At 72.8% G+C, this 19,466-nt stretch carries 13 protein-coding genes; all 13 read right to left on the bottom strand.

The features are described 5' to 3' along the window. On the bottom strand, nt 1–2,859 hold a 2,859-nt coding region (locus tag CCE02nite_RS10615; protein WP_255318791.1), incomplete at its 3' end, for an Ig-like domain-containing protein. Nucleotides 2,860–3,217: 358 nt separating this feature from the next. Continuing rightward, on the bottom strand, nt 3,218–4,222 hold the full coding sequence (locus tag CCE02nite_RS10610) for a polyprenyl synthetase family protein (protein WP_141389610.1): 1,005 nt from the start codon (nt 4,220–4,222) through the stop codon (nt 3,218–3,220). 65 nt (nt 4,223–4,287) lie between these two features. Beyond that, nucleotides 4,288–6,063: an NADH-quinone oxidoreductase subunit NuoN gene (gene nuoN / locus CCE02nite_RS10605; protein ID WP_141389609.1), complete on the bottom strand. Its 1,776-nt coding sequence runs from the start codon at nt 6,061–6,063 to the stop codon at nt 4,288–4,290. After that, a complete protein-coding gene (locus CCE02nite_RS10600; protein ID WP_141389608.1) occupies nt 6,060–7,730 on the bottom strand; it encodes an NADH-quinone oxidoreductase subunit M in 1,671 nt (556 codons plus the stop codon). Before CCE02nite_RS10600 ends, nuoN begins: the two co-directional genes overlap by 4 nt. Before the next feature lie 13 nt (nt 7,731–7,743). Next, nucleotides 7,744–9,774: an NADH-quinone oxidoreductase subunit L gene (gene nuoL / locus CCE02nite_RS10595; RefSeq protein WP_141389607.1), complete on the bottom strand. Its 2,031-nt coding sequence runs from the start codon at nt 9,772–9,774 to the stop codon at nt 7,744–7,746. Between the two features lie 13 nt (nt 9,775–9,787). Then, entirely contained in the window at nt 9,788–10,087 is a 300-nt protein-coding gene (nuoK, locus tag CCE02nite_RS10590) for an NADH-quinone oxidoreductase subunit NuoK (protein ID WP_047234414.1), read from the bottom strand. Next, the gene (locus tag CCE02nite_RS10585) at nt 10,087–11,025 is read right to left on the bottom strand and encodes an NADH-quinone oxidoreductase subunit J (protein WP_141389606.1); all 939 of its coding nucleotides are present in this window, start codon (nt 11,023–11,025) and stop codon (nt 10,087–10,089) included. The genes nuoK and CCE02nite_RS10585 overlap by 1 nt, the downstream gene beginning before the upstream one ends. Then, entirely contained in the window at nt 11,022–11,753 is a 732-nt protein-coding gene (gene nuoI, locus CCE02nite_RS10580; RefSeq protein WP_141389605.1) for an NADH-quinone oxidoreductase subunit NuoI, read from the bottom strand. The genes CCE02nite_RS10585 and nuoI overlap by 4 nt, the downstream gene beginning before the upstream one ends. Beyond that, nucleotides 11,746–13,134 (bottom strand): NADH-quinone oxidoreductase subunit NuoH, encoded by a 1,389-nt coding sequence (gene nuoH / locus CCE02nite_RS10575; protein ID WP_141389604.1) that lies wholly within the window; start codon nt 13,132–13,134, stop codon nt 11,746–11,748. The genes nuoI and nuoH overlap by 8 nt, the downstream gene beginning before the upstream one ends. Further along, nucleotides 13,131–15,821: an NADH-quinone oxidoreductase subunit G gene (locus CCE02nite_RS10570; protein ID WP_174774908.1), complete on the bottom strand. Its 2,691-nt coding sequence runs from the start codon at nt 15,819–15,821 to the stop codon at nt 13,131–13,133. Before CCE02nite_RS10570 ends, nuoH begins: the two co-directional genes overlap by 4 nt. Next, nucleotides 15,821–17,188 carry an NADH-quinone oxidoreductase subunit NuoF gene (gene nuoF / locus CCE02nite_RS10565; protein ID WP_141389603.1) on the bottom strand — a complete coding sequence of 456 codons (1,368 nt, stop codon included), beginning with the start codon at nt 17,186–17,188 and terminating at the stop codon, nt 15,821–15,823. The genes CCE02nite_RS10570 and nuoF overlap by 1 nt, the downstream gene beginning before the upstream one ends. Beyond that, nucleotides 17,185–18,111 (bottom strand): NADH-quinone oxidoreductase subunit NuoE, encoded by a 927-nt coding sequence (gene nuoE, locus CCE02nite_RS10560; protein ID WP_141389602.1) that lies wholly within the window; start codon nt 18,109–18,111, stop codon nt 17,185–17,187. Before nuoE ends, nuoF begins: the two co-directional genes overlap by 4 nt. Beyond that, nucleotides 18,108–19,430 carry an NADH-quinone oxidoreductase subunit D gene (locus CCE02nite_RS10555; RefSeq protein WP_255318794.1) on the bottom strand — a complete coding sequence of 441 codons (1,323 nt, stop codon included), beginning with the start codon at nt 19,428–19,430 and terminating at the stop codon, nt 18,108–18,110. Before CCE02nite_RS10555 ends, nuoE begins: the two co-directional genes overlap by 4 nt. Between the last annotated feature and the right edge of the window lie 36 nt (nt 19,431–19,466).

The raw sequence follows: 19,466 nt of genomic DNA, 5'->3' as shown, positions 1-19,466 counted from the left end.
GCCCGGACGCGCGATCCCCACGCGCACGGTGCCGGTCGCCGTCGCGCCGCGGGCGTCCAGCACGGTGTACGTGAAGACGTCGAGCCCGCTCGCGTTCTTCGACGCGGTGTAGAGCAGGGAACCCGCCTCGACCTGTGCCGTGCCCTTCGAAGGAGGCGACGCCACGCCGGAGACCTGGACGGAGTCACCGTCGGGGTCGATCCCGTCCAGCGGGACGTCCACGCGCACGCTCGAGCCCGACAGCACGCGGGCGTCGATCTCGCGCGGCTGCGGGGGCGCGTTGTCCTCCCCGTCGCGGATGCGGATCGTGACCTGGGCGGAGTCCTCCTGCCCGTTGACGTCGCGCACCCGGTAGATCGCGTACGCGGTCCCGGCCTCGGGACCGGCCTTGAACCGCAGCGTGTCCTCCGAGACGAACGCCTCACCCAGCGCCGGGTCCACGTCCTGCTCGAGCTCGGGCTGCAAGAACAGCTCCAGCCCGTCGGGGTGGGTGTCGTTCTTCAGCACCGGGACCGTCACCACGTCCCCCGCGTGCACCGTGACCTCGTCCGCCGCCGCCTGCGGCGGCTGCAACCGCGTCGGCGCCGGCACGGGCACCACCCGCACCTCGCCGGTCGCCGTCTCCGTGCCGTTCGACACGGTGTACGTGACGGTGACGGGACCGTCGAGCCGGCGCAGCTCGGTGATGCGCAGCATCTGGTGCGCGAGCACGGCGACCGACACGCCCGCGTCGGCCGGAACACGCACGGACTGCACGACGAGGACCCCGCCGGCGGGATCGGTGTCGTTGGCCAGCACGTCGACCAGGGTCGACCCGCCCGCCGGCAGCAGCGCCGTGTCGGTCACCACGATCGGGGCGCCCTCGGCCTCCGACGGCGGCAGCACGTCCACCCGCACCAGACCCGTCGTGACGTTCGGGCCGTCGGTGACCTGGTAGGTCAGGTCGTAGGAGCGCGGCTCCATCGACACGAACGTGAACGTGCCCGCGTCGGGATTCGTGGTGATCTGCGCCGGGGCGGACTCCGAGACCGACACCAGGCGCAGCTCGTCGTCGTTCGGGTCGGAGTCGTTGCGCAACGGCTCGACCGTGACCGGCTGCCCCGCGGGCACCACCACGTGGTCGTTCACCGCGACGGGCGGCTGCGGACCGGGCACCACGTCGACCAGCAGCTTGCCCTCGAACACCCCGCCCTGCCCGTCCGCGACGGTGACCGTGACGATCTTGCGGCCGGTGGAGCCGCCGCCGTCGCGGAACTCGACCGTCCCGTCCGGGCGCGAGCGCACGTCGTCACCGGCCACGGTCGCCGCGGCCGAGGCGAGGTAGAGGTCGTCGCCGTCGGGGTCCTTGAAGTACGGCAGCACCTTGATCGTGGCCCGACCGCCCTGCCCGACCCGCAGCACCGGGTCGCCCGTCTGCTCCGGCGCCGCGTTCTCCCCCCACGGCGACACCTTCAGCGTGACGCCGGCCTCGGCCACGCCCCCACGCCCGTCCGCGACGGAGTACCGGAACGACTCCGTACCGGTCGCGTCGTCCGGCACCACGGCCTGCACCGCCGCGCCGCCCATGATCTGCTGCACCGTGATCCCGTCCGGGCCGTCGCCCGCGACGGACGCCGTCATGACGTCCCCGTCGGGGTCCACGTCGTTGCCGAGCACCGGCAGGATCGTCGTGCGCCCGGGGCGCACCCCGAACGAGTCGTCCTTGGGCTGCGGGGGCCTGTTCGGCTGGGTCCGGTCGGCGATGAACTGGTCCACCTGCTCGGGGTTCGTCAGCTCGGCGTCGGACTCCTCGCCCTCGGCCTCCTCCGGCATCTGGACGTCCCAGTCGTCGACCTTCTGGTACTCGTCCGCCGCCATCCACAACGTCCCCGCCGCGAGATCGTTCAGCACGATCACGTGCCGGTTCACCCGGTACTCGAGACGCGCCTGAGGATCGATCCCCTCCAGGCGGGTGTCCAGGTCGCGGTCCGTGCCCTCGCAGTCACGGACCACCTGCCCCGTCGAGGCCCACGCCCCGTACGTGCACGCGCCGAGCTGCACCGGCGCGCCCGGGCGTCCCTCGGCCGACCGTCGCAGAGCATCGCCGCCCTTCAGCGGCTGCGTCACCAGTCCCGTGGCCGTGGCCACGACGACGTTCTCCGAGCCGGCCGACGGCTGCTGCAGGCGCGCCTCCGCGCCGTCCTCCAGGGCGACCGTCTTCCCACCCGGCAGGACCAGCTGCGACGCCGACCGGTCGAGCACCACGGGCTCGTCGCCCACCGCGGTCACCTCGACCTCCGCGCCCTTGCCCACCGGCAGAGCCGAGGACGACGGCTCGCCGTCCGCGGTGCCCCTGGACGTCGTCGTCACCGTCCACAGCGTCCCCGTCGACGGGATCGCCGCGAAGACCGTCCCGTCCTGCGCGACGGCGACGTCACCCCCGCCGTCCACCACGACCGTGGGATCGATCTCCTCCGCGTCGAACGACGCGACGCCGTCGAACGGCAGCACCCACAGCCGGCCCTCCTCGCCGTCGAGGATGGCCGTCGTCGCACCTCCGGAGACCACCAGGGCGTCGGGCGGCAGGCGGAGCTGCCCGTCCAGCTTGAGGTGCGCGACGCTCACCGGCGACGCCGTCCCGGTCCCCGAGTCCTCGAGGAGCACCCGCCCGGCGTCCTGCTGCACGTCGAACGACGCGCTGCCCGCGTTCAGCGTCCCGTCCAACGCCTGCGAGGCTGAGTTGAACCGACCCAGCAGCCCGGCCGACGTCTTCGTCACCCACACGCCCGAGTCGTTCAGGTCCACGTCCGCCGTGGCCTCGCCCTCGTAGAGGAACGCCATCCCCACCAGCGCCGTCGAGAACACCGACACGGTCGTCACCGACGCGACGGTGCGGCGGTGCTCGTGCAGACGCGCCAGGAAACCCACAGGTCCTCCGAGGAGTTGGATCGGGAGACGATCGGTCCCCTTCTCCAGCCCCCTCGATCTCGCACTCTCCAGGCGGCCCCACCGATCGCGCACTCGAGGATAGCGGGCGACAGGGTGAAATCCGACACCCGTGCTATGGGGAGCACTCCCCACCCTCCCGCCCGCGACGTCGCCTCGCGGCGACCTCCGCTGCGGTGCGGCGCGACGTCGCGGCAGGTCAACCCGGTGACGGAGGCAACGATGCGGGACGACGGTGCCGACGTCCCGGGCAACCACCCACCGGACGAAAGATCACCCCTCCGCGAGCCGGTCAGGCGGCGCGGTCGGCGAGCGCCTCCGCGAACGAGCGCAGCGCGTCGGTGACCGGGCCCGCGGGGAGCGCGTCGAGCTCCTCCACGGCGGAGCGGGCCCAGCGCACCGCCAACGCCCGCGTCTCCCCGAGCACCTCGTGGCGCCGCAGCGCGGCCACGGCCGCGGCGAGCGCGGCGTCGTCCGTCAGGTCGGAGTCGAGGAGCTCGACGAGCCCGGCGTCCGCCTCGCTCGCGGTCCCGTTCGCGATCCGGGCACGGAGCAGCAGGACCGGCATGGTCGGCACCTTCTCGCGCAGGTCCGTGCCCGGGGTCTTGCCCGACTCGTCGCCCGACGACGCCAGGTCGAGCACGTCGTCGGCGAGCTGGAACGCGACCCCGAGCTTCTCCCCGTAGGCCGCGACGGTGTCGACGACGGCCGCCGGGCACCCCGCGAACATGGCACCGAGGCGCGCGGACGTGGATAGGAGCGAGGCCGTCTTGTCGGCCAGCACCTCGAGATAGTGCTCGACGGGGTCGTCGCCCTCCCCCGGACCGATCGTCTCGTGCAGCTGTCCCAGGCACAGCCGCTCGAACGTCTTCGCCTGGATCAGGACGGCCTCCGGCCCGAGCGCCGCCACGGTCGACGCGGCACGCGCGAAGAGCAGGTCGCCGACCATGATCGCGACCGAGTTGCCCCACACCGCGTGCGCGGACGGGGCCCCCCGGCGCACCGGGGCGGAGTCCATGACGTCGTCGTGGTAGAGCGACGCGAGGTGCGTGAGCTCGACGACGACCGCGGACTCCACCACCTCCGGACGCGTCCCGTCCCCGAGCTCCGCGGCGAGCAGCGTGAGCAGCGGCCGCAGGCGCTTGCCCCCCGCGTTGACGAGATGGCGGGACGCGGTGTCGGCCAGCGGGTCGGCGTGCGCGACGGCGTCGCGCAGCCGAGCCTCGACCCCGGCGAGCCGCTCGGTGAGGGCGGCCGCGAGCTCGGGGTCCGAGATCGGGATCGCGGTGGTCGTCACGGGCGCGGTCCGATCACGCGGGCCGCGGGGCCCGGTGGGCTCGGGCGGCACGGAAGGCACAGGGGTCACGGGACGAACTTAACCGCCTCGGCCGCCAGATCGAGAACCGGGGACGGGAACACACCGAGAACGAGCACCCCGAGCGCGCACACGGCGATCGCGATCGTCGTCGGGCCGGTCGACCGGACGACGGTCACGCCCGGCCCCTCGACCGCGGCGCCGTCGTCGTCCGCGGGCCCCCCGGAGGGCGCGGTGAAGAACATCAGCACGATGATGCGGACGTAGAAGAAGACCGCGACGGCCGACGCGAGGACGCCGACCACGGCGAGCACCCACGTCGAGCCCCCGCCCTGGCCGTCGGGCCCGGCGATGGCGGCACCGAACGCGGTGAACTTCGCCACGAAGCCCGCCGTGAGCGGGATGCCCGCCATGGAGAGGAGGAAGAGGGAGAACACGCCCGCGAGCCACGGGCTCCGGCGTCCGAGCCCCGCCCACTGGGCGAGGTGCGTCGCCTCGCCGAGGACGGCGACCGGCTGCTCCGTCGCCCCGTCCGTCGCGTTGTCCGCGGCGTCGCCCGTCGCGTCGGTTCCTGCCGCCCCCGCACCCACCGCCACGGGCACGCGCTCGCGCACCGGGGCGGTCTCGCGGACCAGCGTGACGACGGCGAACGCGCCGACCGTCGCGAGACCGTAGACGAGCAGGTAGAAGACCGAGGCTCGCAGCGAGAGCTGCGAGAACCCGATGACGCCGACGAGGATGAAGCCCGCGTGCGCGATCGACGAGTAGGCGAGCAGGCGCTTGACGTCGGTCTGCACGGCACCGACGACGGTGCCGACGACCATCGTGAGCAGCGTGACGATCCACAGCGCCACGAAGAGGTCCTCGCGCGTGGCGAGGGACGACTGCGCGAGGCCGAGGCTCACGACGTACAGGACGCGCAGGAGCGCGCCGAACGCCGCCGCCTTGGTGCACGCGGCCATGAAGCCGGTGATCGGCGTCGGTGCGCCCTGGTAGACGTCGGGGGTCCACGCGTGGAACGGCGCGGCGCCGATCTTGAACAGCAGGCCCGCGAGGATGAGCAGGACGCCGACGACGACGAGGCCGGGCATGGTCGCGAGCGGCCCGGCGGGGTTCGCGAGCGACTGGTAGACCTCGACCAGGTCGACCGAGCCGGCGAAGCCGTAGACGAGCGCGACGCCGAACACGAACAGGGCGGACGCGAACGCGCCGAGGAGGAAGTACTTGAACGACGCTTCCTGCGACAGGAGACGACGCCGGCGCGCCATCGCCGAGAGCACGTAGAGCGGGAGCGAGAGCACCTCGAGCGCGACGAACATCACGAGGAGGTTGCCGGTCGCGGGGAAGATCATCATGCCGCCGACGGCGAAGAGCACGAGCGGGTAGACCTCGGTCTGCTCGAGGCCCTTGCGGCGTGTGAGGTCCTCGTACGGCGAGCCGGGCACTGCCGCGGCGGACGGTGCGAACGCGTCCTGGCCGGTCGACGTCTTGTCCGCGATCACGAGGATCGCGAGGAACGCGAGCAGGACGACGATCCCCTGGATCGCGAGCCCGAACGGGTCGATGACCATCGACCCGCCGAGCACCCGCACCCCGTAGGGCGCGCCGTCGCTCCCCTGCACGGCCGGGTCGCGCCACATCACGACGACGAGCGCGAACGCCGCGGCCGTCGCGAGGAGCGCGAGGAGAACCTGCGTCGTGCGCCGCACGCGCGCCGGGACGAACGCCTCGATCAGCACGCCGACGACGCCGGCACCCAGCACGACGAGGATCGGGGCGAGGTACAGCCAGTCGACCGTGGGGGCCACGAAGGAGTCGTTCACGACTCGCTCCCTTCGTCGGAGCTACGGGTGAGGGACGACCCCTGGCTCTCGAAGGCGACCAGCTCGGTCTCCTCGGCGAACGGGTCGGAGCGCGGCGGGTCCTCGACGCCGGCGACCGCGAGGTCGGACAGGGTGACCTCCGCGGGCTCGCGCACGAGGTCGAGCGCGGGAGCCGGGTAGAAGCCGAGGACGAGCAGGACCGTGATCAGCGGAGCGACGACCCACCTCTCGCGCGCGCCGAGGTCCGGGAGCTGGTCGAGCCCCTCGCGGGTGCCGCCCGTGAAGATCCGCTGGTAGGTCAGCAGCACGTAGAGCGCGGCGAGCACGACGCCGAGCACCGCGACCAGCGCGGCCCACGGGCTGCGCGCGAACGTGCCGACGAGCACCATGATCTCGCTGACGAACGTCGACAGGCCCGGCAGCGAGAGCGCGGACAGGCCGGCCACGAGGAACGTCCCCGCGAGCACGGGGACCACCTTCTGGAGGCCGCCGTAGTCGGCGATGCGCTGCGAGCGCTCCGGGTGCCGGGCGACGAGGAAGCCGGCCAGGAGGAAGAGCGCACCGGTCGAGATGCCGTGGTTGACCATGTACAGCGACGACCCGGACACGCTGAGCGACGTGAACGCGAAGATGCCGAGCACGATGAACCCGAAGTGGGACACCGACGTGTAGGCGATGAGTCGCATGAGGTCGCTCTGGCCGATCGCCATGAGCGCGCCGTAGAGGATCGAGACGACGGCCAGGACGATCACCACCGGGGCCGCCCACGCGCTCGCGTGCGGGAAGAGCGGGAGGCACAGCGTGAGCATCCCGAACGTGCCGACCTTGTCCAGCACGCCCACGAGGAGCGTGGAGGTGCCGGCGGGCGCGTGCTGCGCGGCGTCGGGCAGCCAGGTGTGGACGGGGAAGAGCGGCGCCTTGATGGCGAACGCGAGGAAGAACCCGAGGAACAGCAGTCGTTCGGTGGTGACCGGCATCGGGTTCTCGGCGAAGTACCCCACGAGGTTCGACGTGAGGAACGCGTCCTCGGGGCGCGCGCCCGTGGTCGGGTCGATCGGCACCTGCACGTACAACGCGATGACGGCCGCGAGCATGATCAGGCCGCCCGCGAGCGAGAACAGCAGGAACTTCACGGCGGCGTAGCGCCGCCGCGCCCCGACGCCGAACCCGCCGATCATGAAGTAGACCGGGATCAGCATGGCCTCGAACAGCACGTAGAAGAGGAACACGTCGCGCGCGACGAACACCGCGACCATGAACGCCTCGAGCAGCAGGACGAGCGCGAGGTAGTGACGCAGGCGGCGCACGTCGCCGTCCTGCTCCTTCCACGCGGCCAGCACGACGAGCGGGACGAGCAGGACCGACAGCGCCACGAGCGCGAGCGCGACGCCGTCGGCGCCCACCGCGTAGCTCGCGCCGATCTGCGGGATCCAGCGGTACGTCTCGGCGAGCTGGTGCGTGCCGGCGGCGGACGGGTCGAACGCGGTGAAGGCACCGACGAGCAGGCCCAGCTCGACGAGCGCGGCACCGAGGGCGATGCCGCGCACGGTGCGCAGCGCTCCCGCGCCGACGCCGCGCGTGCGGGCCGCGGCCGTGAGCCACACCGCCGCGGCACCCACGAGGGGCCAGGCGACGAGCAGGGACAGCCAGGGGACGGAGGTAGTCATGGGTGTCTCCCTCTCAGCTCGCGGAGCCGGTGGTCAGGGCGAGGACGACGACGACGATCACCACGAGGCCGCCGAGCATCGTCGCGCCGTACGAGCGCACGTAGCCGTTCTGCCACCCGCGCAGCCACTCCCCGATCCGGCCGACCAGGCCGGCGAGGCCCATCCAGCCGCCGTCGACCATCTCCTTGTCGGCGTAGACGAGCGAGCGCGTGAGGTACTGGCCGGGCCGCATGAACACGGTCTCGTTGACGTCGTCCTGGTACAGGTCGCGCCGGGCGGCACGCGTGAGCACGGAGCCCCGCGGCGCACGGACCGGGACGCTCGACATCGCGTACTGCCGCCAGGCGAGGGCCGCGCCGGCGAGGACGAGCAGGAGCGTCAGGGTGATGAGCGACCACACCGGCAGGACCGGCTCGTGGTGCTCGGCGTGCCCGGTGACCGGCTCGAGCCACGTGACGAACCGCGAGCCCGCGGCGAGGATGCCGCCCAGCGCGACCGACCCGACCGCGAGGACGATCATCGGCCACGTCATGAGGCGCGGGGACTCGTGCGGGTGCTGGACCGGTCCGTCCTGCGGGCCGAGCCCGTCCGCCGAGCCGCTGCCGTCGTTCCAGCGGCGGCGCCCGGAGAACGTCATGAAGAACAGGCGCGACATGTAGAACGCGGTGATCCCGGCGCCGAGCAGCGCGACTCCGCCGAACACCCACGCCCGCCACGGCTCGCCGTCGACGGGGACGAACGCGGCCTCGATGATCTTGTCCTTGCTCCAGAAGCCGGAGAACGGCGGGATGCCGAGGATCGCGAGCCAGCCCATCATGAACGTGATCCACGTGACCTTCATGTACCGCGCGAGCCCGCCGAACCGGCGCATGTCGACCTGGTCGTCCATGCCGTGCATGACGGAGCCGGCCCCGAGGAACATCCCGGCCTTGAAGAAGCCGTGCGTCACGAGGTGGAAGATCGCGAACGCGTACCCGATCGGACCGAGTCCTGCGGCCAGGATCATGTACCCGATCTGCGACATGGTCGACGCGGCGAGCGCCTTCTTGATGTCGTCCTTGGCACAGCCGACGATCGCCCCGAAGAGCAGCGTCACCGCGCCGACGATCACGACGACGAGCTGCGCGGTGGGCGCGCCCTCGAAGATCGGGGCCGACCGCACGACGAGGTAGACGCCCGCCGTGACCATGGTGGCCGCGTGGATGAGGGCGGAGACCGGCGTCGGGCCGGCCATCGCGTCCCCGAGCCAGGCCTGCAGCGGGAACTGCGCCGACTTGCCGCACGCGGCGAGCAGGAGCGCGATGCTCGTGGCGGTGAGCAGCGCGGTGGACGCCTCGGGCGCCTGCGCGAACACCGTCGTGAAGTCGACCGCGCCGAACGTCGCGAACATGAGCATGAGGGCGACGATGAGGCCGATGTCGCCCACACGGTTCATGACGAACGCCTTCTTGGCCGCGACCGCGTACGCGCGGTGGTGGTTCCAGAACCCGATGAGCAGGTACGAGGCGAGGCCCACGCCCTCCCAGCCGACGAAGAGCAGGAGGAACGAGTCGGCGAGGACGAGCACGAGCATCGCCGCGATGAACAGGTTGAGGTACGCGAAGAACCGGCGCCGGTCGCGGTCGTGCGCCATGTAGGCGACCGCGTAGACGTGGATGAGCGTGCCGACGAACGTCACGAGGAGCACGAACGTCAGGGACAGCGGGTCGATCCGCAGCCCGACGGCGAGGTCGAGGCCGCCGGACACGATCCAGTCGAAGAGGCGGTAGTCCACGACCCGCTCGTCGACGGGCAGGCCGAGCATCGCGAGGAAGAGGACCAGCCCCACGACGAACGCCGCGGCGGACATGAGGACCCCGAACCACGCGCCCCAGCGGTCGCTGCGGCGTCCGGCGAGCAGGAGGACGGCCGCCCCGAGGAGCGGGAGCAGCACCAGGAACGGTGCCGCGAGGAACGCGCCCGGCACGGTCTCGGACGCGGGCACGACGTCGGTCGCGGCCAGCAGTCCGCTCGCCGTGGGCAGGGCGGGAAGGAGCGTCGTCATCGGTGCCGGCCCCTCAGCTCTTGAGCAGGTTGACGTCGTCGACCGAGGCGGACCGACGGGTGCGGAAGATGGACACGATGATCGCGAGGCCGACGACGACCTCCGCCGCCGCGACGACCATGACGAAGAACGCGAGCACCTGCCCGGTCACGTCGCCGTGCATGCGGGCGAAGGTCACGAACGCGAGGTTGGTCGCGTTGAGCATGAGCTCGATGCCCATGAACACGATGATCGCGTTGCGTCGCAGCAGCACGGTCGCGGCGCCGATCGAGAAGAGGATCGCCGCGAGCACGAGGTAGTTGGTGAGCTCCATCAGTCCTCTCCTCGCTCGGTCCCGCGAGCGTCACCGGGGACCCGGGACCGGCCCGGGTCGTCCGGACCGGCGACCTCGCCCGCGGGCGCCTCGCCCCCCGGCTGGTCGGCGGTCGCGCTCTGCACCGTGCGCTCGTTCGCGTCCTGGGCCCGCAGCGCGGGCAGCGCCCGCAGCGGCTCGTGCTCGACGAGGACCTCGCGCTCGGCCTCGAGGATCGTCCCGGCCGACCGCTCCTGGCCGCGGATGCGCAGGATGCGCGAGACCGACTCCTCGATGGGCCGGCCCTGCGCGTCGAGCGCCGGGGTGTCCATGGCGTTGTTCTGCGCGTAGACGCCGGGGGCGGCGAGCGGGGTGAGCCGGCCGCCCGCGGGCAGCGCCGCGACCTTCGCGTCGGCCTGCTCGCGCTGGCCCACCTTCGGGGTGAGCCGGCGCCGGTGCGTGAGCACGAGCGCCGAGACCGCGGCGGTGATGAGCAGGATGCCTACGACCTCCATCGCGAACACGTAGTCCGCGAAGAGCACGCGCGCGAGCGCGACCGGGTTGGTCGCCGCGTTGGCGAGCTCGAGTCCCACCGACGGCGGGAACGCCGCCTGGGCGACCACGCCCACCAGCACGACGCCGAGCCCGAGCCCGAGGAGCACGCCGACCCAGCGCTGACCACGGATCGTCTCCACGAGCGAGTCCGACGCGTCGACCCCGACGAGCATGAGCACGAAGAGGAAGAGCATCATCACGGCGCCCGTGTACACGACCACCTGGACGACGCCGAGGAACGACGCCTCCTGCGCGATGTAGAGGATCGCGAGGTCGACCATGACGAACATGACCGCGATGGCGGCGTGCACCGCCTTGCGCGCGAAGAGCAGCGAGAGCGCCGCGAGGACCATGAGGGGGGCGAGGACCCAGAAGAGGACCGCCTCGCCGCCGCTCGCGGTCACCGGGCGGCCTTCCGGGCCGACGCGCCGGCGGACCGTCCGGAGGTCGGCGTGACCCGCCGGACCTCCGGCGGCGGCCCCGTGGGCTCGGGCGGGAGGGTCGGGTCGTCCGGCCGGTGCTCGCGCACCCAGTCCACCTGCTCGGCCACCGGGCCGCTCACCTCCCCGCGGTAGTACTCGGTGTCCGAGGTCCCGGGCACCATCGGGTGCGGCGCGGCGAGCATCCGCTCCTGGAGCGGAGCGAGCAGGTCCTGCTTCTCCCAGATCATGCCCTCGCGCGTCGGGCCGGCGAGCTCGTACTCGTTGGTCATCGTCAGGGCGCGCGTCGGACAGGCCTCGATGCACAGCCCGCAGAAGATGCAGCGCAGGTAGTTGATCTGGTAGACGCGCCCGTACCGCTCGCCCGGCGACATGTGGCCGCCGTCCGGCAGGTCTGCGTTGTCCGCGCCCTCGACGTAGATCGCGTCCGCGGGGCAGGCCCACGCGCACAGCTCGCAGCCGATGCACTTCTCGAGGCCGTCGGGGTACCGGTTGAGCTGGTGCCGGCCGTGGTAGCGCGGCTTCGTCGGCACCTTCTGGCGCGGGTACTGCTCGGTGACCGTCGGGCGGAACATCGAGGAGAACGTGACGCCGAACCCCGCGACGGGAGCGAGCGCCTCGCGCAGCCCCTTCGCCTGGGGGCGCCGGACCTCGTACTCGCCGGGCCGGGTCGGCTTCTGCTCGTCAGCCACGGTCGACCTCCTTGTCGTGGGGCGTTCCAGATGACCCGGACGTCCCGGGCGAGCCCACGTCGTCGGGCACGAGGGCGCGACGGCGCGGCGAGGGCGGGAGCGACTGGCCGGGCAGCGGCGGGACGGGGAACCCGCCCGCGAACGCGTCGAACGGCTCGGGCGCGGTACCCGCGGCGCGGGGCGTCGCGCCGGGTGGCGCCTTCTTCTCGGGCCAGAACCACACGACGACCACCACCACGAGGGCGAGCGCGACGGCGATGCCGACGAAGACGCGCAGGTCGACGTCGAGGAACTGGCGCACTGCCTGCGCGACGGCGAGCAGCACGAGCCACGCGAGCGCGAACGGGATGAGGACCTTCCAGCCGAACCGCATGAACTGGTCGTAGCGCAGGCGCAGCAGCGTGCCGCGGACCCACACGAAGAAGAACATGACGGCCCAGACCTTGACGAGGAACCAGAGGATGGGCCACCAGCCCTCGTTGAACATCCCGTCGTTGATCGCCGAGAGCGGCCACGGGGCGCGCCACCCGCCGAGGAACAGCGTCGTCGCGACGGCGGAGACGTTGAGCATGTTGATGTACTCCGCGAGGAAGAACCACGCGAACTTCATCGACGAGTACTCGGTCATGTACCCGGACACGAGCTCGCCCTCGGCCTCGGGGAGGTCGAACGGGAGGCGGTTCGTCTCGCCGACCATCGAGATGACGTAGATGACGAACGCGGGCAGGAGCGGGAGGAACCACCAGAGCTGCGTCTGCGAGTCGACGATGCGCGACGTCGACATCGACCCCGCCATGAGGAAGACGGAGACGAGCGAGAGGCCCATCGCGAGCTCGTAGCTGATGACCTGGGCCGTCGAGCGGACGGACCCGAGCAGCGGGTACGTCGACCCGGACGACCAGCCGCCGAGCACGATGCCGTACACGCCGAGCGACGCGCACGCGAGGATGTAGAGCGTCGCGACCGGGAAGTCGGTGAGCTGCGCCGGCGTCACGTAGTCCGTGAACGGGATCTGCACCTCGGGCCCGAACGGGATGACCGCGAACACCAGCAGCGCGCAGAACACGGAGATCATCGGCGCGAGCAGGTAGACGAACTTGTCGGCCGCCTTGACGGTGATGTCCTCCTTGAGCAGGAGCTTCATCGCGTCGGCGAGCGACTGGAGCAGGCCGAACGGGCCGTGCCAGTTGGGGCCGGGCCGCACCTGCATGCGGGCGACGACCTTGCGCTCGAACCAGATCGCGAACAGCACGCTCGTCAGCAGGAACACGAGGATGAGCACGGCCTTGACGAGGTACGTCCAGCCGTTGTCCTGCGAGAAGTTCGCCGTGATCCCGGGAACGCCCGGCGTCTCGGCCGCGAGTGCGTGGACGAGCCTCATGCGCCCTCCCCTCCGTCGGTGCTCACGGTCTCGAGGCGGACCACGTCGCCCGGCACCGCGCCGAGCGTCGCGTGCACGGACGAGCCCGGCGAGCGCAGGGGCAGCCACACCACGTGGTCGACCATGTCCGTCACGACGACCGGGAGCGTGATCGCGCCCCGGTCCGTCGAGACGCGCACGACGTCGCCGTCGAACACGTCGGCCGCGGCCGCGGTCGCCGCGGACAGCCGGGCCACCGGGCGCTTCGCCGTCCCGGCGAGGTAGCGTTCGCCGTCCTGGCCGCGGGCGTCGTCGAGCAGGAGCCGCCAGCTCGCGAGGACCGCGGTCCCCGGCGCGACGGCAGGCGGTTCCGTGGTCTCGGCGTCCGGCGCGGCGGCGCGCTCGCCGTCCCAGGCGCCGTCGCCCACGAGCTGCTCGAGCTCGGCGCGCACGGCGTCGACGGTCGGGAGGCCGAGCGGCACGCCCGCGGCGTCGGCCAGGGCGTCGAGCACGCGGTGGTCCGTCATGGCCGTGGACGCGAGCGCGGCAGGGAACGCGCGCACGCGCCCCTCCCAGCTGACGAACGCACCCTCGCGCTCGACGGGCGGCGCGACCGGGAGCACGACGTCCGCGAGCTCGGTCACCGCCGAACGCCGCACCTCGAGCGAGACGACGACGTCCGCCGCCTCGAGCGCGCGGCGCGCGTGCGCCGGGTCGGGCAGGTCGTCGAGCTCGAGCCCGCCCACGAGCGCGCCCGCGAGCTGGCCGACCGACAGGGCGTCGAGCATCTCCCCCACGTCGCGGCCCGCCGTGGCCGGGAGCCCGGTCGGCCGGTCGGCCGTGGCGGCCACGCCCCAGACGGTCGCGACGTCGACGCGGGCCGCGGCGTCCGCGACCGGGCGTCCGCCCGGCAGGAGGTTCGGCAGGGTGCCGGCCTCGACGCCGCCGCGCTCGCCGGCGCGGCGTGGGACCCACGCGAGGCGTGCGCCCGTCGCCGCGACCGCGCGCAGCAGCGCGCTGAACCCGCCGCGCGTCGCGGCGAGCCGCTCGCCGACGAGGATCACGGCGCCCGGCGCCCGGAGCGCGTCGCTCACCTCGGCGAGGAGGTCGGTGCCCTCGGCCTCGTCGAGCGTGCGGACCTGGTCGCCCGCGGCGATGCCGTCGAGCCACTCCGCCTCGGTGCCCGGCGCGGCCGGGAGGAGCGTGCCGTGCATGCGCTGCACGCCGCGCGACGCGAACGGCGCGACGGAGAAGACCCGGACGCCGTGCCGCAGCGCCCCCTTGCGCAGGCGCAGGAACGTCACGCCCGCCTCCTCCTCGGCCTCGAGGCCGACGAGCAGGACGGCGGGCGCCTTCTCGAGGTCGGTGAACGTCACCCCGCCGGCGTGGCCGACGGCCCGGCCCGCGACGGCGTGCGCGAGGAAGTCCGCCTCCTCGGCGCTGTGCGCGCGGGCGCGGTGGTCGACGTCGTTGGTGTGCAGCCACGTGCGCGCGAGCTTCGCGTACGCGTACGCGTCCTCGACCGTGAGCCGGCCGCCCGGCAGGACGGCGACGCCCCCGGCGTCGCGCGCCCGGGTCAGGGCGTCCGCCGCGACCTCGAGCGCCTCCGCCCACGAGGCGGGGCGCAGCTCGCCGCGCGTCACCGTCCCGTCCGGGGCGACCTCACGGTCGCGCACGAGCGGGTGCGTGAGGCGGTCCGGCGCGGACTGCCACGTGAACGCGAAGCGGTCCCGGTCGGTGATCCACTCCTCGTTGACCAGCGAGTCCTCGCCCGCGAGGCGGCGGAGCACCACACCGCGCCGGTGGTCGACGCGGATGGCCGAGCCCGACGAGTCGTGCTCGGAGACCCCGGGGGTCGAGACCAGGTCGAACGGCCGCGAGCGGAACCGGTACGCCGCGCCGGTGAGCGCGCCCACCGGGCAGATCTGCACCGTGTTGCCGGAGAAGTACGACGCGAACGGCAGGCCGGACTCGTCCTCGAGCGCGAGCCCGACCGGGCGGTCGCCCGGCGACTGGCCCGCGGGCGGCGCGAAGTCCAGCACCGCCTCGTCGAACCGGCCGATCTGCTGCGCGGCGCCGCGCTTCTGGAGGTCGATGAACGCGTCGCCCGCGATCTCCTGCGAGAAGCGCGTGCACCGCTGGCACAGGACGCAGCGCTCGCGGTCGAGCAGGATCGTCGTCGAGACCGCGATCGGCTTGGGGAACGTGCGCTTGACGTCCACGAACCGGCTCGTCGCGCGGCCGTTGCTCATCGCCTGGTTCTGGAGCGGGCACTCGCCGCCCTTGTCGCACACCGGGCAGTCGAGCGGGTGGTTGATGAGCAGCAGCTCCATGATCCCGTGCTGCGCCTTGTCGGCCACCGGGCTGGTGCGCTGGGTCTTGACCACCATGCCGGGCGTCGCCTCGAGCGTGCACGACGCCTGCGGCTTCGGCATGGGCCGGACGTTGCCCTCGCGGTCCGGCGTCGCCACCTCGACGAGGCACTGGCGGCACGCGCCCGCGGGCTCCAGCAGCGGGTGGTCGCAGAACCGCGGGATCTGGATCCCGATCTGCTCGGCCGCGCGGATCACGAGCGTGCCCTTCGGCACGGACATCTCGACGTCGTCGATCGTGAACGTCACGTGGTCCGCGGGGACCGGGGGCTTGGCCGCGCCACCCGCGGGGACGGCCGCTGAGCCGGTGCCCGGGGCGGGGGTCGTGGTCGTCATCAGTGCACTCCTGCCGTCAGGACGCGGGCCGGGCGGGGCGTGTAGTCGAAGAGGGCTGCTGCCGCGGGGTCGAACGGGCAGCGGTGCTCCGTGATGTGCGCCTCGTACTCGTCGCGGAACAGCTCGATGCTGCTCGTCACCGGCGACGTGGCGCCGTCGCCGAGCGCGCAGAACGCGCGGCCCAGGATGTTGTCGCACGTGTCGAGGAGCAGGTCGAGGTCGGACTCCGTGCCCTGGCCCGCCTCGATGCGCGCCAGGACCTGCTTCATCCAGTACGTGCCCTCGCGGCACGGCGTGCACTTGCCGCACGACTCGTGCGCGTAGAAGTCCGTCCACCGGCTCACGGCCCGCACGACGCACGTCGTCTCGTCGAAGAGCTGGAGCGCGCGCGTGCCGAGCATCGAGCCTGCCGCCGCGACCGACTCGTAGTCGAGGGGTGTGTCGAGGTGGGCGTCCGTGAACAGCGGCGTCGACGAGCCGCCCGGCGTCCAGAACTTCAGCGCCTTGCCGCCGCGCATCCCGCCCGCGAGGTCGAGGAGATCGCGCAGCGTCGTGCCGAGCGGCGCCTCGTACTGGCCGGGGCGCGTCACGTGGCCCGAGAGCGAGAACAGGCCGAACCCGGCCGAGCGTTCCGTCCCCATCGACGTGAACCAGTCCGCGCCGCGCGCGACGATCGACGGCACGCTCGCGATGGACTCCACGTTGTTGACGACCGTCGGGCGTGCGTACAGGCCCGCGACCGCGGGGAACGGCGGCTTGAGCCGCGGCTGCCCGCGGCGCCCCTCGAGCGAGTCGAGCAGCGCCGTCTCCTCGCCGCAGATGTACGCGCCCGCACCGGCGTGGACCGTGACGTCGAGGTCGAAGCCCGATCCCTGGACGTTCTTGCCCAGGTAGCCGGCCTCGTACGCCTCCTCGACCGCGCGCAGCAGCCGGCGGTACACGTGGAGCACCTCGCCGCGCACGTAGATGAACGCGTGGTCGCACCCGATCGCGTACGACGTGATCGCGACGCCCTCGACGAGCGCCTGCGGGCTCGCGAGCATGAGCGGGATGTCCTTGCACGTGCCGGGCTCGGACTCGTCCGCGTTGACGACCAGGTACCGCGGCCCGCCGTCGGGCGCGGGCAGGAAGCCCCACTTCATGCCCGTCGGGAAGCCCGCGCCGCCGCGGCCGCGCAGGCCCGACGCCTTGACCGTCGCGACGACGTCCGCCGGGTCCTGGGCGAGCGCCGCGCGCAGGCCTGCGTAGCCACCGCGGTCCACGTACGACGCCAGCGTCCAGGACCGGTCCGCGTCCCACGTGTCCGACAGGACGGGGGTCAGCGGGTCCGGGGTCGGCCGGGCCACGGTGCCCTGCTGCTCGCTCATGCGTCCGCTCCCTTCGACGGGTCGGGCTGGGTGCCGGGAGACTCGGCCTTGCCGCCGGGGTCGACGTCGGCGCCGGTCGTCGGCTTCCGCTCGGCGCTCGACTGCTCGCCGCCGGTGACCGGCTTCTCGGGCGTGCCCTCGCCTCCGGCGGAGGAGGCGGCGTCTGCCCCACCTGCCGAGGTAGAGGCCTGGTCCGCCGAGGTAGAGGCCTGGTCGGTACCGGGGGCGGTCCAGCCCTGCTCGCGCGCCAGGCGGAGGCCGGCGAGGGTGGGCTCGCCGGCGCCGACGCCCTCGTCGGCGCGACCGTCGGGGAAGCCCGCGAGGATGCGGCTCATCTGCTTGAAGGAGCACACGCTCGCGGCGCCGCGCGTCGGGGCGACGGCCTCGCCCGCCCGGAGACGGTCGACCACGTCGGTCGCCGAGCCGGGGGTCTGGTTGTCGAAGAACTCCCAGTTGACCATCATGACCGGCGCGTAGTCGCAGGCCGCGTTGCACTCGACCCGCTCGAGCGTGATCGCGCCGTCCTCGGTCGTCTCGTCGTGCCCGACGCCCAGGTGGTCGGAGAGCTCGTCGAAGATCGCGTCGCCGCCCATGATCGCGCACAGCGTGTTCGTGCAGACGCCCACGGTGTAGGTGCCGTTGGGGTGGCGCTTGTACTGCGTGTAGAACGTCGCGACGGCCGAGACCTCGGCCGCGGTGAGGCCGAGCTGCTCCGCGCAGAACAGGATGCCGTCGCGCGAGACGTAGCCGTCCTCGGACTGCACGAGGTGCAGCATCGGCAGCAGCGCCGACCGGGACTCGGGGTAGCGGGCGACGATCTGCGCGGCGTCGGCGGCGAGGCGCGCCGTCGTCTCCGCGTCGTACCCGGGGCGCGGCGCGCCGGCGGGCGTGCCGTTCGTCGCAGGTCCGGCGTCGATGGTCATCGGTCCACCCCTCCCAGCACGGGGTCCAGGGAGGCGACGGCGACCACGACGTCGGCCACCTGGCCGCCCTCGCACATCGCCGCCACGGCCTGGAGGTTGTTGAACGACGGGTCGCGGAAGTGCGCCCGGTAGGGGCGGGTGCCGCCGTCGGAGACGAGGTGCACCCCGAGCTCACCCCGCGGGTGCTCCACGGTCTGCCACGCCTGCCCGACCGGGACGCGGAAGCCCTCGGTGACGAGCTTGAAGTGGTGGATCAGGGCCTCCATGGAGGTGCCCATGATCTCCTTGATGTGCTCGAGCGAGTTGCCCTGGCCGTCGCTGCCGATCGCGAGCTGCGCGGGCCACGCGATCTTGCGGTCGCCCACCATGACGGGCTGCCCGGCCGTCCTCTCGAGGCGCTCGAGGCACTGCTCGACGATGTGCAGCGACTGGTAGCACTCCTCGAGCCGCAGCACGACGCGGTCGTAGCAGTCGGCGCCGGTCGCGGTCGGGACGTCGAAGTCGTACGTCTCGTAGCCGCAGTACGGGTCGGACTTGCGCACGTCGTACGGGTGGCCCGTCGACCGCAGCACGGGCCCGGTGATGCCCAGCGCCATGCAGCCCGCGAGGCTGAGGTGCCCGACGCCGACGAGGCGGCCCTTGAAGATCGGGTTGGCGAGCATGAGGTCGCCGAGCTGGCCGAGGTACCGCCGGATGAGCGGGTCGGCCTTGCGGACCTGGTCCACGAGGTCCGGCGGGACGTCCTGCGCGACGCCACCGGGGCGGACGTACGCGTTGTTCATGCGCAGGCCCGTCACGGCCTCGAAGATCCGCAGGATCTCCTCGCGGGCGGTGAACGCGATGGTCATGACGGTCGTCGCGCCCATCTCGTTGCCACCGGTGCCCAGGCACACGAGGTGGGACGCGATCCGGTTGAGCTCCATCATGAGCACCCGGATGACGCTGGCCCGCTCGGGCACGTCGTCCGTGATGCCCAGCAGCTTCTCGACCGCGAGGCAGTACGCCGTCTCCTGGAACAGCGGCGCGAGGTAGTCCATGCGGGTGCAGAACGTGACGCCCTGCGTCCACGTCCGGTACTCCATGTTCTTCTCGATGCCGGTGTGCAGGTAGCCGATGCCGCAGCGCGCCTCGGTGACCGTCTCGCCGTCGATCTCGAGCATGAGGCGGAGCACGCCGTGCGTGGACGGGTGCTGCGGGCCCATGTTGACGACGATGCGCTCCTCGCCGAGCGCGGCCGCGGCGACGGCGCTCTCCGCGATGTCGGCCCAGTCGCCGCCCGACGCCTCGAAGCTCGGGACGCCCTGGTCGAAGTCGCCCACGGGCGGCTTCGTGGCGTGCGGGGCGGCGCCGGGGGC

Origin of the sequence: Cellulosimicrobium cellulans (genome assembly GCF_006539945.1) — a bacterium.
Classification (GTDB): Bacteria; Actinomycetota; Actinomycetes; order Actinomycetales; family Cellulomonadaceae; genus Cellulosimicrobium; species Cellulosimicrobium cellulans.
This window is presented reverse-complemented; position numbering and strand designations above follow the sequence as displayed.